Source organism: Pseudomonas glycinis, from assembly GCF_054871425.1.
In genome coordinates this window covers 595,665-608,803 of record NZ_JBTYHF010000001.1, presented here as the reverse complement: position 1 = coordinate 608,803, position 13,139 = coordinate 595,665, and the positions used below count along the sequence as shown (strand labels likewise).

Sequence of the window (13,139 nt, the reverse complement as noted above, 5' to 3'; positions counted from 1 at the left end):
TGGGATCGTTTTATCGCAACGTCTTACTTGATGCGCTGACCCGGCTTGGCGCCGCTGTCAGGGCTCAGCAGGTAGATCTCTTCACCGCCGGGACCGGCTGCCATCACCATGCCTTCGGATATACCGAACTTCATTTTCCGTGGCTTGAGGTTGGCGATCATCATGGTCAGGCGACCGTCGAGCTTGGACGGGTCCGGATACGCGCTCTTGATCCCGGAGAACACGTTGCGTTGTTCGTCACCGATGTCGAGGGTCAGGCGCAGCAGCTTGTCCGCGCCTTCGACGTGTTCGGCCTTGACGATCAAAGCGACGCGCAAATCGATGGCGGCAAAGGCGTCGAAATCGATTTCCGGCGACAGCGGATCCTTGGCCAGTTCGCCGTTGCCCTCAGGGGCGGCTGCGCCAGTGTCGGTCTGGCTGGCGGTCAGGTCTTCCTTGGAGGCGTCGGTCATGGCTTGCACTTTTATCGGGTCGATGCGGGTCATCAACGGTTTGAATTCGTTGAGCTGGTGATTGGCCAGCAGGGTGGTGTGGTCATTCCAGGTCAGCGGCGCGACGTTGAGGAACGCCTCGGCATCAGCGGCCAGCAGCGGCAGTACCGGTTTGAGGAAGATCACCAACTGGCGGAACAGGTTGATGCCGGTGGCGCAGATCGCCTGGACTTCATCCTGCTTGCCTTCCTGCTTGTTCAACGACCACGGCGCCTTGTCGGCGATCCACGCGTTGGCGCGGTCAGCCAGGGCCATGGTTTCACGCATGGCGCGGGCGAAGTCGCGGGCCTCGTAGGCGTCGGCAATGCTCGGCGCGGCGGCGAGGAAGGCCTCGGTCAGCTCCGGCGCGGCATTGTTGTCGACCAGCAGACCGCCGTTACCTTTGTGGATGAAACCGGCGCAACGGCTGGCGATGTTGACCACTTTGCCGACCAGGTCGGAGTTGACCTTCTGCACGAAGTCTTCGAGGTTCAGATCGAGGTCATCGACGCCACGGCCGAGCTTGGCTGCGTAGTAATAGCGCAGGTATTCCGGCGACAGATGATCGAGATAAGTGCGGGCTTTGATGAAGGTGCCGCGCGACTTGGACATTTTCTGGCCGTTGACGGTCAGGTAGCCGTGCACGTTGATGCCGGTCGGCTTGCGGTAGCCGGCGCCTTCGAGCATGGCTGGCCAGAACAGCGCGTGGAAATTGACGATGTCCTTGCCGATGAAGTGGTACAGCTCGGCAGTCGAATCCTTGCCCCAGAACGCGTCGAAGTCCAGCTCCGGCGTGCGGTTGCAGAGGTTCTTGAAGCTGGCCATGTAACCGATCGGCGCATCCAGCCAGACGTAGAAATACTTGCCCGGTTCGCCCGGAATCTCGAAGCCGAAATACGGCGCATCGCGGGAAATGTCCCACTGCTGCAGGCCGGCATCCAGCCATTCGGCGATCTTGTTGGCCACGGCGTCCTGCAGGGTGCCGCTGCGGGTCCAGGCCTGCAGCATTTCCTGGAAATCCGGCAGTTTGAAGAAGAAGTGCTGGGAATCCTTGAGCACCGGGGTGGCGCCGGAGATAGCCGACTTCGGATCCTTCAGGTCGGTCGGTGCGTAGGTCGCGCCGCATTTTTCGCAGTTGTCGCCGTACTGGTCTTCGGTGCCGCATTTCGGGCAGGTGCCCTTGATGAAGCGGTCGGCCAGGAACATCTTCTTTTCCGGGTCGAAATACTGGGTGATCGAGCGCTGGGCGATGTGCCCGGCGTCACGCAGCTTGAGGTAGATCTGGCTCGACAGCTCACGGTTTTCTTCGGCGTGAGTGGAGTGGAAATTGTCGAAATCGACGAGGAAGTCGGCAAAGTCGGCGCTGTGTTCAGCCTGCACGTTGGCGATCAGTTGTTCCGGGGTGATGCCTTCCTTTTCCGCGCGCAGCATGATCGCCGAACCGTGGGCGTCGTCGGCGCAGACATAGATGCATTGGTTGCCGCGATGCTTCTGGAAGCGCACCCACATATCGGTCTGGATGTATTCCAGCATGTGGCCAAGGTGGATCGAACCGTTGGCGTAGGGCAGGGCGCTGGTGACGAGGATCTTGCGTGGCTCGGACATGGGGCTTCGCTACTTGATGAAACGGAGGTCGGCCACTATAAAGCGCCGGCGCATATTTTTCACCCCTGCGCCACTGGGTACTTTGAGAGCTCGGGTGGTGAGGGGATTTATCCCCGTTCGGCTGCGCAGCAGTCGTGGATATCGTTACACACGCAGCTCCTGACGTAACGGGGGCGGAAGTTTTGGGGCGGCTGCGCAGCCCAACGGGGATAAATCCCCTCGCCACAGTGGCTTTTCAGCGCAAGTAATCTGTTCGCCTCAAATCGGTGTCCAGCGTACGATAGCCGCCATCTTTTCCAGTCTTGTTATCGGAGTTGCCCATGAGCGCCGTCACTCGCGCAGCGGTGGAAGCCGTCCTCAGCCAATACATCGACCCCTACCTGAACCAGGATCCGGTCAGCGCCGGGTGCGTGAAAAACATCGAGATCATCGGTGACCGCGTCAATGTCCAGCTGGAAATCGGCTACGCCGCCGGTCTGTTCAAGAGCGGCTGGGCGCAATTGCTGCAACTGGCCATCGAAAACCTCGACGGCGTGGTCATCGCCCGCGTCGAGGTCACCAGCGTGATCGCCGCGCACAAGGCCCAGGCGCAGATCCCGGGGCTGGCCAACGTCAAGAACGTCGTCGCCGTCGCTTCCGGCAAGGGTGGCGTGGGCAAATCCACCACCGCTGCCAACCTCGCGCTGGCGCTGGCCCGCGAAGGCGCCAAAGTCGGCATCCTCGACGCCGATATTTACGGCCCGAGCCAGGGCATCATGTTCGGCATTCCCGAGCGCACCCGGCCCGAGGTCAAGGATCAGAAATGGTTCGTGCCGCTCAAGGCCCACGGTGTGGAAGTCATGTCGATGGCCTTCCTGACCGACGACAACACGCCGATGGTCTGGCGCGGGCCGATGGTTTCCGGTGCGCTGCTGCAACTGGTCACGCAAACCGCGTGGGGCGATCTGGATTATCTGGTCATCGACATGCCGCCAGGCACTGGCGACATCCAGCTGACCCTGGCGCAGAAAGTCCCGGTGGCCGGCGCGGTGATCGTCACTACGCCGCAGGATCTGGCACTGCTCGACGCACGCAAAGGCGTGGAAATGTTCCGCAAGGTCAACATTCCGGTGCTGGGCGTGGTGGAAAACATGGCGGTGCACATCTGCTCGAACTGCGGGCATGCCGAGCATCTGTTCGGTGAAGGCGGCGGCGAGAAACTGGCCACCCAATACGGCGTCGAACTACTGGCCTCACTGCCGCTGTCGATGCTGATCCGCGAACAGGCCGATGGCGGCAAGCCAACCGTAATCGCCGAGCCGGACAGCCAGATTGCCATGGTCTATCAGGAACTGGCCCGCCACGTCGGCGCGCGCGTTGTCTTGCAGGAAGCGGCCACGCCGGCGATGCCGAATATCACCATCAGCGACGATTGATCCATCGGCAGCGCTGAAAAACCTGTGGGAGCGAGCTTGCTCGCGAAAGCGGTAGATCAGGCAACCAATGGGTTGAATGACACACCGCATTCGCGAGCAGGCTCGCTCCCACATTTGTTTCAGGGTGACAGTCAGATCCGCAACCCGCCATCCATCTCCAGAATCCGCCCGGTGTAGTAGTCGTTCTCGAAGATATACGCCGCTGAATGGGCAATCTCCTCAGGCTTGCCCATGCGCTTGAGCGGAATGCCCGACGTCATCTTTTCCAGCGCTTCCGGCTTCATGCCCAGGGTCATCTCGGTTTCGATGAAGCCCGGTGCGATGCCCGCGACACGAATGCCGTAACGCGCCAGCTCCTTCGCCCAGGTCACGGTCGCCGCCGCGACGCCGGCCTTGGCTGCGGAATAGTTGGTCTGGCCGACGTTGCCCGCACGGGAGATCGACGAAATGTTAATGATCGCACCGCTGTTCTTCAGCTCGACCATTTTCGCTGCGACTTCACGGGTGCAGAGGAACACGCCGGTCAGATTGACGTCGATCACCGCCTGCCACTGCGCCAGGCTCATCTTGGTCATCTCACCGTCCTTGACCTTCAGCAACAGACCATCGCGCAGGATCCCGGCGTTGTTGATCAGGCCGTGGATGGCGCCGAAGTCTTCCGCCACTTGCGCGACCATGTGCTCGACCTGTTCTTCAATGGCGACGTTGCACAGGTAGCTGCGCGCTTCGACACCTTTGGCTTTGCAGGCGGCCACGGCGTCGTCGAGTTTTTCCTGATTCAGATCGACCAGGGCCAGTTTCGCGCCCTTGCCGGCGAAATACTCGGCCATGGAACGGCCCAAACCCTGGCAACCGCCGGTGATAATGATTACTTTGTCGTTGAGTTGCATTCGCATGTCCCGCTGGCAGGTCTGAGTTGTTTTTGTTGTCGGCAACGCTCGATCGGCACCGGTCAGGCCTGGTTGCACACGAACATCTGCCCGATGCGCGCCGGTTACTTTTCGCTGCGCGCCTGTCCGTTTTCTAGACGGAACCCATTTAAGGAGTCACAAATTGAGCGCTGAAGTGGCGAAGAATGCCCGAGAATTGCTTCTCAAGGAATACCGTGGAGTGCTGTCGACCCACTCCAAATCGATGCCGGGTTTTCCCTTTGGCTCGGTTGTGCCGTATTGCCTGGACGAGCAGGGCCGGCCGCTGATCCTGATCAGCCGCATCGCCCAGCACACGCATAACCTGCAGAAAGATCCGAAGTGTTCGATGCTGGTGGGCGAGCGCGAGGCCGACGATGTGCAGGCGGTCGGGCGGCTGACCTATCTGGCCCAAGCGCAGAAACTCGAAGACCCGGCCGCCATCGAGGCTGCCGCCGAGCGTTATTACCGCTACTTCCCCGACTCGCAGAATTATCACCAGGCCCACGATTTCGATTTCTGGGTGCTCGATCCGGTGCGCCATCGCTACATCGGCGGCTTTGGTGCGATCCACTGGATCGACGATCTGACCTTGGCCAACCCGTTCGCCGGCAAGGCGGAAATCAGCATGGTCGAGCACATGAACAGCGACCACGCCAAGGCCATCGCCCATTACGTCGAGCTGGCCGGGCTGCCGAACAGTGTGCCGGCGCAACTGGCCGGGATCGACAGCGAAGGCATGCACCTGCGCATTGGTCAGGCCGTCTACTGGTTGCCCTTCGCTGCGCCATGTAATACGCCGACACAAGTGCGCGAGGCCTTGGTTTCTCTGGCTCACGCCCAGTCCTGGGCGAAAAAAGCGCAAAGTTAAGCTTGAATTCACGCAAGGGCGACGTCATCTAGGGCTTACTGCAAGGCATTTCTTGCGTTGAGGAAACTTTGATGCGCCCTTTTCTGTTGCTCTTTCTGCTGTTTCCAGTGCTGGAGCTGTTCGTATTCGTCAAAGTGGCAGGCTCAATCGGGTTCTTCCCGGCCCTGCTGCTGATCATTCTCGGCTCGATGTTCGGTGTGTTCGTGCTGCGCGTCGCCGGTCTGGCCACCGCATTGCGTGCCCGGGAAAGCCTGAATCGCGGCGAATTGCCCGCGCAGACCATGCTCGAAGGCCTGATGCTGGCACTGGCCGGCGGCCTGTTGATCATTCCCGGCTTCATCAGTGACGTGGTCGGTCTGGTGATGCTGTTGCCGGTCACCCGTCGTCTGCTGGCGAACAAGATGCGCCAGCGTGCTGAAGACCAGGCGATGCGCCAGCGTGCCTTCGCCGACGACCTGCAACCCCGTGGCGGCCCGGCCCCGCGCGAGCCGCTCGGTCGAGAGCCGAATGTGATCGAAGGCGAGTTCGAACACCGCGACAACAAGTGATATCAGCATCGACACGGCACCTGCGGGTGCCGTGCTTGTTTATGGCTGTTATTTACCGTGTCTGGATGAAAAATTTTTTCCGCCAGCCCTTGTAATCGGCTTGTACGCCCCTATGTATCGGTCACCGAAAGGTTTCCGGTATTCAAACCGGACAGACTTGCGCGGTTCGCTCGACGGACCGCAACCGGCGCAGGCCGGATTCGTTAAACCCGCCGGGACTACACCGGCCGATGAAAACCACAATTAGGAGAGATCGACAATGAAGCTTCGTCCTCTGCATGACCGCGTCGTCATCCGTCGCAGCGAAGAAGAAAAGAAAACCGCTGGCGGTATCGTCCTGCCAGGTTCGGCTGCTGAAAAAGCCAACCACGGTGTGATTCTCGCTGTAGGCCCGGGCAAAGCTCTGGAAAACGGTGAAGTGCGTGCACTGTCCGTGAAGGAAGGCGACAAGGTTGTGTTCGGTCCTTACTCCGGCAGCAACACTGTGAAAGTCGATGGCGAAGACCTGCTGGTAATGAGCGAGAACGAAATCCTCGCGGTTATCGAAGGCTGATATCCCCGTTCATTTTCCCGCTACTACAAAGTATTTAAGGAATATCGATCATGGCTGCTAAAGAAGTTAAGTTCGGCGATGCCGCCCGTACCAAGATGCTCAAAGGCGTCAACGTTCTGGCTGACGCGGTAAAAGCGACCCTGGGCCCGAAAGGCCGTAACGTGGTTATCGAGAAGAGCTTCGGCGCTCCGACCATCACCAAGGACGGCGTTTCCGTTGCCAAAGAAATCGAACTGGATGACCGCTTCGAAAACATGGGCGCGCAGCTGGTCAAAGACGTTGCCTCCCGTGCCAACGATGACGCTGGTGACGGTACTACCACCGCTACCGTTCTGGCTCAGTCGATCGTCAACGAAGGCCTGAAAGCCGTCGCTGCCGGCATGAACCCGATGGACCTCAAGCGCGGCATCGACAAGGCGACCATCGCCATTGTCAAAGAGCTCAAAGCCCTGTCCAAGCCATGCGCTGACTTCAAAGCCATCGCTCAGGTCGGCACCATCTCGGCCAACTCCGACAACTCCATCGGCGACATCATTGCCGAAGCCATGGAAAAAGTCGGTAAAGAAGGCGTGATCACCGTTGAAGAAGGCTCGGGCCTGGAAAACGAACTGTCGGTTGTAGAAGGCATGCAGTTCGACCGTGGCTACCTGTCGCCATACTTCGTCAACAAGCCGGACACCATGGTTGCCGAGCTCGACGGCCCGCTGATCCTGCTGGTCGACAAGAAGATCTCGAACATCCGCGAAATGCTGCCGGTGCTGGAAGCCGTTGCCAAAGCCGGCCGCCCACTGCTGATCGTGGCCGAAGACGTTGAAGGCGAAGCCCTGGCGACTCTGGTTGTGAACAACATGCGTGGCATCGTCAAAGTCGCTGCCGTCAAGGCACCGGGCTTCGGCGACCGTCGCAAGGCCATGCTGCAGGACATCGCTGTTCTGACCGGCGGCACCGTTATCTCCGAAGAGATCGGTCTGAGCCTGGAAAGCACCACCCTGGAGCACCTGGGTAACGCCAAGCGCGTCACCCTGTCCAAGGAAAACACCATCATCGTTGACGGTGCTGGCGTGCAGGCAGACATCGAAGGCCGTATCGCTCAGATCCGCGCCCAGGTTGCCGAAACTTCCTCGGACTACGACCGTGAAAAACTGCAAGAGCGTCTGGCCAAGCTGTCCGGCGGCGTTGCAGTGATCAAGGTTGGCGCTGGTTCCGAAGTTGAAATGAAAGAGAAGAAAGCCCGCGTTGAAGACGCCCTGCACGCAACCCGCGCAGCCGTTGAAGAAGGCGTGGTACCTGGCGGTGGCGTGGCGCTGATCCGTGCTCTGGAAGCACTGACCGAGCTGACCGGCGACAACGCTGACCAGAACGTCGGTATCGCTGTGCTGCGTCGCGCTGTTGAAGCGCCGCTGCGTCAGATCGCTGCCAACTCCGGTGACGAGCCAAGCGTAGTCGTCAACGAAGTGAAGAACGGCAAAGGTAACTTCGGTTACAACGCTGCTTCCGGCGAATACGGCGACATGATCGAAATGGGTATCCTGGACCCAACCAAGGTAACCCGTTCGGCTCTGCAAGCTGCAGCCTCCATCGGCGGTCTGATCCTGACCACCGAAGCAGCGGTTGCCGACGCACCGAAGAAAGAAGGTGCAGCTGGCGGCGGTATGCCAGACATGGGCGGCATGGGTGGCATGGGCGGCATGATGTAAGCCAGCCCTGGCCCTGTAACGCAAAACCCCGCTGGCGAAAGTCAGCGGGGTTTTTTATTGCCCCAATTTCGAAGCTCACTGGTATCCCCCTGTGGGAGCGAGCCTGCTCGCGAAAGCGGTCTGTCATCCGACATGCAAGCCAGTTGAGCCGACAATTCGCGAGCAGGCTCGCTCCCACAGGTGCTTTGTTTCAGGCATTGATCGGCTGCGTGTTCATCGCTGTCGAAGTCTTGCCAGCCGGGCGATACAGCACCCAGTAATAAGCCCCCAGGCAAATCAGCCAGCAGAAAATCGCCGTCCACACGTTGTGCGAAAAGAAGTGCGCGCCCTGCATCATGCGGCTGATCGAGAACACCGAGCCCAGCGCAAAGGCAAATACAAACGCCTGCCGCGCCAGTCGTGGACGGCGGTCACGCAACACGAAGAACAACGCAAACAAGGTAAACCCGGTTGCCGCATGGCCACCCGGCCAGCAACGTCCCGGCTTGTCAGTGGCGGGGCGATGCTCCATCAGTTTGCTGTAGGTCTCGTGGCCGCCGAATTGCTCCAGGCTCCATGGGCACTGCACGGCGGTGACGGCTTTGACTGGAGTAACAAACGAAGTCGCCAGCCCTAGCGACAGCACCAGGCAACCGAGTTCGCGCTTGAACGGTTTCAGCCTTTGGATGAAAAACGCACTGATGAAACCCAGAATGGCAAACACCGAGAAGCCGATCACCAGCTGTTTCGCCCGGTCATGCAGGATGTCTTCAAGAAAATAGCTGTGCCGCCCGATGAAATCCCCGGCGACCGGGTCGTAGAACATTTGCGCCAGAACCATGTCCAGATCGGTCAGTTCGAGCAACAGCAGAATGATCGCCGCCGCTGCGGGAATGCCCAGACACAGCCACCAGTTCAGCGGTCTTGAAGCGGGAAGGGCAGAGGTCGACACCATGGCAGGTTCCTTGGTCGATGAACGGAGGAGAGAGCGTAATCGCGCGGAGTCTGCGCGCGCTGGCGTCGGCGATTTGTTAACCGAAAGTGAAAAAAACGTCGCAGCGCGCGCAGCGCAGGTTTATCAAAAAACGCCCCTAGCCCTGAGCCACACTTGGCCGTAAGCTGCGCGGGCCAAGACGGCCGTTACCCCGTTCGGAGGAGGTGCCCATGCGAATTCTGCTGGTCGAAGACAACCGCGACATCCTGGCCAATCTGGCCGATTACCTGGGCATGAAAGGCTATACCGTCGATTGCGCACAAGACGGCTTGTCCGGTCTGCATCTGGCGGCGACCGAGCATTACGACCTGATCGTGCTCGACATCATGCTGCCCGGCATCGACGGCTACACCTTGTGCAAGCGCCTGCGTGAAGACGCACGGCGTGATACGCCGGTGATCATGCTGACCGCCCGCGACCAACTCGACGACCGGCTGCAGGGCTTCAAGTCCGGCGCCGACGATTACCTGATCAAACCGTTTGCGCTGTCCGAGCTAGCGGCCCGCGTCGAAGCGGTCATGCGCCGTGCTCAGGGCGGCGGTCGCCGCGCATTGCAGGTCGGTGATCTGAGCTACGACCTCGACACCCTGGAAGTGACCCGCGAAGGCAAGCTGCTCAAGCTCAACCCGGTCGGTCTCAAGCTGCTCGCAGTGCTGATGCAGAAGAGTCCGCACGTGCTGCGTCGGGAGATTCTCGAGGAAGCGCTGTGGGGCGATGACTGCCCGGACAGCGACAGCCTGCGCAGCCATGTTCACCAGTTGCGCCAGGTGATCGACAAGCCATTCGCCAAGCCACTGCTGCACACCGTGCACGGTGTCGGTTATCGCTTGGCCGAGGGGCGAGATGGAGTTTAAGCAGAGTCTTTCCCAGCGGATCATCATCGCCTTTGCGCTGATGAGCGCACTGGTCGCCGGCGCTTTCGCCATGGGCATCGTTGCGACGGTGCACCTGGTGGAAGAGAAACTGATTTCCGCAGGGCTGGGCGGCGACCTGCAACGTTTGCTGCTGATGGACAACGTCTCCGACTGGAGCCATCGCCCCGAGCCGGATCAGTTGTTCTATTTCAGTGGCGGGCCGGGGGATTTCGACCTGCCCAAGGATCTGCGTCACCTCGATGCCGGTTTCCACGAGGTCTTTCGCGAGCAGCTGTCCTATCACGCCATGGTCGAAGTGGTGGATGGTCGGCGTTATGTTTTGCTGCAGGATCAAAGTGATTTCGAAGAGCGCGAGCGCGTGCTGTTTGCCGTGGTGCTGGTGGGCTTCGTGCTCAGCCTGGCACTGGCGGTGTTTCTTGGCTGGGTGCTCGCGCGCAAGGTGATGGCGCCGGTGGTGCGCCTGGCGCGGCAGGTCCGTCATCGCGACCAGTTGCTCGGGCTGGCGCCGCCCCTGGCGCCGGACTATGCGGCGGATGAAGTCGGTGAACTGGCGGTGGCGTTCGATGCCACGCTGGGGCGCTTGCGTCAGGCGCTGAACCGCGAGCGTTTGTTCACCAGCGACGTCAGCCATGAATTGCGCACGCCGCTGATGGTCCTCGCCAGTTCCTGCGAACTGCTGCTGGAAAACCCCGGTCTCGATCAGCGCGGTCGCGCCCAGGTCGAGCGCATTGCCCGGGCGAGCGAGGAGATGCGCGAACTGGTGCAGACCTTCCTGATGCTGGCGCGCGCACAGAACGAAGAGGCCGGCGCCGCGCCGCAGCAAAACCTCACGCAAGTCGCCGAGAGCCTGCTGTGCCTGTGGCGCGAGCCGATCGAGCGCAAGGGCCTGAAGCTGATGTTCGAGCCGGGCGATCCACCGGACACACGTTACAACGCGACCTTGCTCAATGCGGTGATGGGCAACTTGCTGCGTAACGCACTGCATTACACCGAAGAGGGTTTCATTCGCCTTACCCTAACTGCCAACGGTTTTGTCGTCGAGGACTCAGGGGTGGGTATTCCCGAGGAAAAACGCGAGGCGATGTTCGAGCCGTTTGTGCGCGGTAGCGAGAAACGTGGCGAGGGTCTCGGCTTGGGCCTGTCGCTGGTCCAGCGTATCTGCGAAAACCAGGGCTGGACGGTCAGTTTGAGCACGATGGAGCCCAATGGCTGCCGATTCGAGGTAGATCTTGGCGTGAATGCCAGCAAATAGTGGATCGAGGCTACTCCCGCCCACCTGTCTAAATCCTGTATAACGTTGTAATACTTTGCAGATTTACCTGACAGAATTTTCACAATTGGATGACCTGACGCTGACACGCCGCTGCTTAAGGTGGCGTCATCAGAACAGGAGTCCAGATGATGGCCGGCCCGATCAAGCTCGATTTTTCCGAAAAATACGACGACCAACACGCACAACGATATCTGCGCAAGCACCAGCAAAGCCTCGGTCGCCGCCTGTCGCACTGGCGCGATGAGCAAGTCGGTCGCAAGGCCTTGGCGCTGGCGGGAGATCCCGGGCTGGTGCTGGATCTGCCCTGCGGTGCCGGACGTTTCTGGCCAATGCTCGCGGAGAAGCCCAACCGGGTGATCATCGGCGCGGACAATTCCGAGTCGATGATCAAGACCGCGCTGCAAGGGCAGCCAGCCGATGTGGTCAAGCGTGTACAACCGCTGCACACCTCGGCATTCGATATCGCTCTGCCGGATAACTCGGTCGACAGCATCTTTTGCATGCGTCTGTTGCACCACATTGGCGAGGCCGAGCACCGTCGGGTGATCCTGCGCGAGTTCGAGCGGGTGACCCGTGACAGCGTGATTGTTTCGTTGTGGGTTGACGGCAATTTCAAGGCCTGGAAGCGCAAGCGCGCCGAGCGGGATCGGCCAAGTCATGATTACCAGAATCGATTTCTGATTCCGGCGACGACGATCGAGAAAGAATTTGAACAGGCGGGTTTCCGCATTCAGGAACAACTGGACTTCATACCGCTCTATGCGATGTGGCGAGTTTACGTATTACGCAAGAGGTAGAGGATGGCAGTGCAAGCAGCGGTTGAAGCGGATGTCGCTCCCCAGGATCGTTTCGATTATTACTGGAACCAGCGCGGCGAATGGGTTGAAGAGCCCAATGTGCGCCGTGGTGGCGAAAGCGGGGTGCAGCGCATCGTCGACCGTGACGGTCAGCTCTTGTACGCCAAGCGCCAGACCGGGCACATCTATCGCAGTTGGTTGCACCCGTTCGGTCGCCCGACCGTATTGCGTGAACTCGATGCGCTGACCGGCGTAAGCAAACTCGGCGTGCGTGTTCCGCAAATCGTTTTTTGCGGCGCGCAACCGGATCCGCAGTACAAATGGCGCGCGCTGCTCGTCACCAAATCCCTCGACGGTTTCCAGGAACTGGAACACTGGCTGGCCGCTGCCGGTGGTCGCGATCAATGTGGCGACGTGGTCTACGAGAAAGTCCTCAAGGACCTCGCCGAGAACCTGGCGCGCATGCACAAGGGCCGCTGGCAGCACAGCTGCATCTACATCAAACACGTTTTCGTGCGCGTCACCGGTGAAGGCGAAGCGGCGCAGGTTGAGGTGGCGTTGATCGATCTGGAGAAGTGCCGCCAGCGTCTGACACCCTATCGCGCCGCGCAGCATGACATGAAGCAACTGCGTCGCCATTCGTCGTTCCGCGATGCCGACTGGAAAAAACTCGTCTACTTTTATGAGACGGCGTTTGGCAGCGCTATCAAAGGTTTATAGCGATGAAACTCGAAATTGCACGAGGTTTGTTCCTGGTCGGGGCCTTGGCAGTTGCTTCACTGGCGGTGGCTGCCTGGGAGCAGCCGCGCATGCAGGTCATAGGGGCGTCCGGGAACGACGCTCATTGTTCGGTTCCACGGGTGGCGAAATCCTCCGTGGCGACCCAGCCCGATCATGATTTGCTGTTGTTCATGTTCGGACTGTCTCAGGGAATGAGGCCAGCCAGTTGAAACGATTGAAGCCCAAATGAAAGGCCTCGCAGTTGCGAGGCCTTTTTTTGGAATACGGATTGTGTAGGAGCTGCCGAAGGCTGCGATCTTTTGATCTTGCTTGATCGTTCCTACGCTCTGCGTGGGAACGCCTCAAAGGACGCTCCGCGTCCCGAGCTGCATTCCCACGCAGAGCGTGGGAACGATCAAAATACCGCATTCGCG

12 protein-coding genes and 1 pseudogene are annotated in these 13,139 nt (G+C 60.0%); 10 read left to right on the top strand and 3 right to left on the bottom strand.

Features of this window, described 5'->3' with window-relative positions; translation table 11 throughout:
* Nucleotides 1-23 precede the first annotated feature (23 nt).
* The gene (metG, locus tag ACYSTU_RS02680) at nucleotides 24-2,075 is read right to left on the bottom strand and encodes a methionine--tRNA ligase (protein WP_498995746.1); all 2,052 of its coding nucleotides are present in this window, start codon (nucleotides 2,073-2,075) and stop codon (nucleotides 24-26) included.
* Nucleotides 2,076-2,395: 320 nt separating this feature from the next.
* Between metG and apbC the strand changes: the two are divergent.
* Nucleotides 2,396-3,445, top strand: a pseudogene (gene apbC, locus ACYSTU_RS02675) (iron-sulfur cluster carrier protein ApbC); the annotation flags it as partial.
* A gap of 176 nt (nucleotides 3,446-3,621) precedes the next feature.
* Here apbC and ACYSTU_RS02670 read toward each other — a convergent pair.
* Nucleotides 3,622-4,380 (bottom strand): SDR family oxidoreductase, encoded by a 759-nt coding sequence (locus ACYSTU_RS02670; RefSeq protein WP_136492797.1) that lies wholly within the window; start codon nucleotides 4,378-4,380, stop codon nucleotides 3,622-3,624.
* A 163-nt stretch (nucleotides 4,381-4,543) separates the two neighbouring features.
* Here ACYSTU_RS02670 and ACYSTU_RS02665 point away from each other — a divergent pair, with 163 nt between their 5' ends.
* The 4 genes from ACYSTU_RS02665 to groL all read left to right on the top strand — a co-directional run bounded on the left by ACYSTU_RS02665 (nucleotide 4,544) and on the right by groL (nucleotide 8,067).
* Nucleotides 4,544-5,269: a HugZ family pyridoxamine 5'-phosphate oxidase gene (locus ACYSTU_RS02665; RefSeq protein ID WP_136492798.1), complete on the top strand. Its 726-nt coding sequence runs from the start codon at nucleotides 4,544-4,546 to the stop codon at nucleotides 5,267-5,269.
* Between the two features lie 71 nt (nucleotides 5,270-5,340).
* A complete protein-coding gene (locus ACYSTU_RS02660) occupies nucleotides 5,341-5,817 on the top strand; it encodes an FxsA family protein (RefSeq protein ID WP_016773418.1) in 477 nt (158 codons plus the stop codon).
* Between the two features lie 259 nt (nucleotides 5,818-6,076).
* A complete protein-coding gene (locus ACYSTU_RS02655; RefSeq protein WP_007916610.1) occupies nucleotides 6,077-6,370 on the top strand; it encodes a co-chaperone GroES in 294 nt (97 codons plus the stop codon).
* 50 nt (nucleotides 6,371-6,420) lie between these two features.
* Complete coding sequence (gene groL, locus ACYSTU_RS02650) at nucleotides 6,421-8,067, top strand: chaperonin GroEL (RefSeq protein WP_016773419.1); 1,647 nt, start codon at nucleotides 6,421-6,423, stop codon at nucleotides 8,065-8,067.
* A gap of 190 nt (nucleotides 8,068-8,257) precedes the next feature.
* On the opposite strand, the gene ACYSTU_RS02645 is transcribed toward groL, so the two are convergent.
* Nucleotides 8,258-9,001 carry a phosphatase PAP2 family protein gene (locus tag ACYSTU_RS02645; protein ID WP_136492800.1) on the bottom strand — a complete coding sequence of 248 codons (744 nt, stop codon included), beginning with the start codon at nucleotides 8,999-9,001 and terminating at the stop codon, nucleotides 8,258-8,260.
* Between the two features lie 209 nt (nucleotides 9,002-9,210).
* On the opposite strand from ACYSTU_RS02645, the gene colR reads away from it, so the two are divergent.
* The 5 genes from colR to ACYSTU_RS02620 all read left to right on the top strand — a co-directional run bounded on the left by colR (nucleotide 9,211) and on the right by ACYSTU_RS02620 (nucleotide 12,935).
* Nucleotides 9,211-9,894 (top strand): two-component system response regulator ColR, encoded by a 684-nt coding sequence (gene colR / locus ACYSTU_RS02640; RefSeq protein WP_016773421.1) that lies wholly within the window; start codon nucleotides 9,211-9,213, stop codon nucleotides 9,892-9,894.
* Entirely contained in the window at nucleotides 9,884-11,167 is a 1,284-nt protein-coding gene (locus ACYSTU_RS02635) for a sensor histidine kinase (protein WP_110646244.1), read from the top strand. The genes colR and ACYSTU_RS02635 overlap by 11 nt, the downstream gene beginning before the upstream one ends.
* 149 nt (nucleotides 11,168-11,316) lie before the next feature.
* Nucleotides 11,317-11,985 (top strand): class I SAM-dependent methyltransferase, encoded by a 669-nt coding sequence (locus ACYSTU_RS02630; RefSeq protein ID WP_197890826.1) that lies wholly within the window; start codon nucleotides 11,317-11,319, stop codon nucleotides 11,983-11,985.
* Between the two features lie 3 nt (nucleotides 11,986-11,988).
* Nucleotides 11,989-12,705, top strand: coding sequence for a lipopolysaccharide kinase InaA family protein (locus tag ACYSTU_RS02625; RefSeq protein WP_125917701.1), 717 nt, complete (start codon nucleotides 11,989-11,991; stop codon nucleotides 12,703-12,705).
* A gap of 2 nt (nucleotides 12,706-12,707) precedes the next feature.
* Entirely contained in the window at nucleotides 12,708-12,935 is a 228-nt protein-coding gene (locus ACYSTU_RS02620) for a hypothetical protein (RefSeq protein WP_125925636.1), read from the top strand.
* The last annotated feature ends 204 nt before the right edge of the window (nucleotides 12,936-13,139 follow it).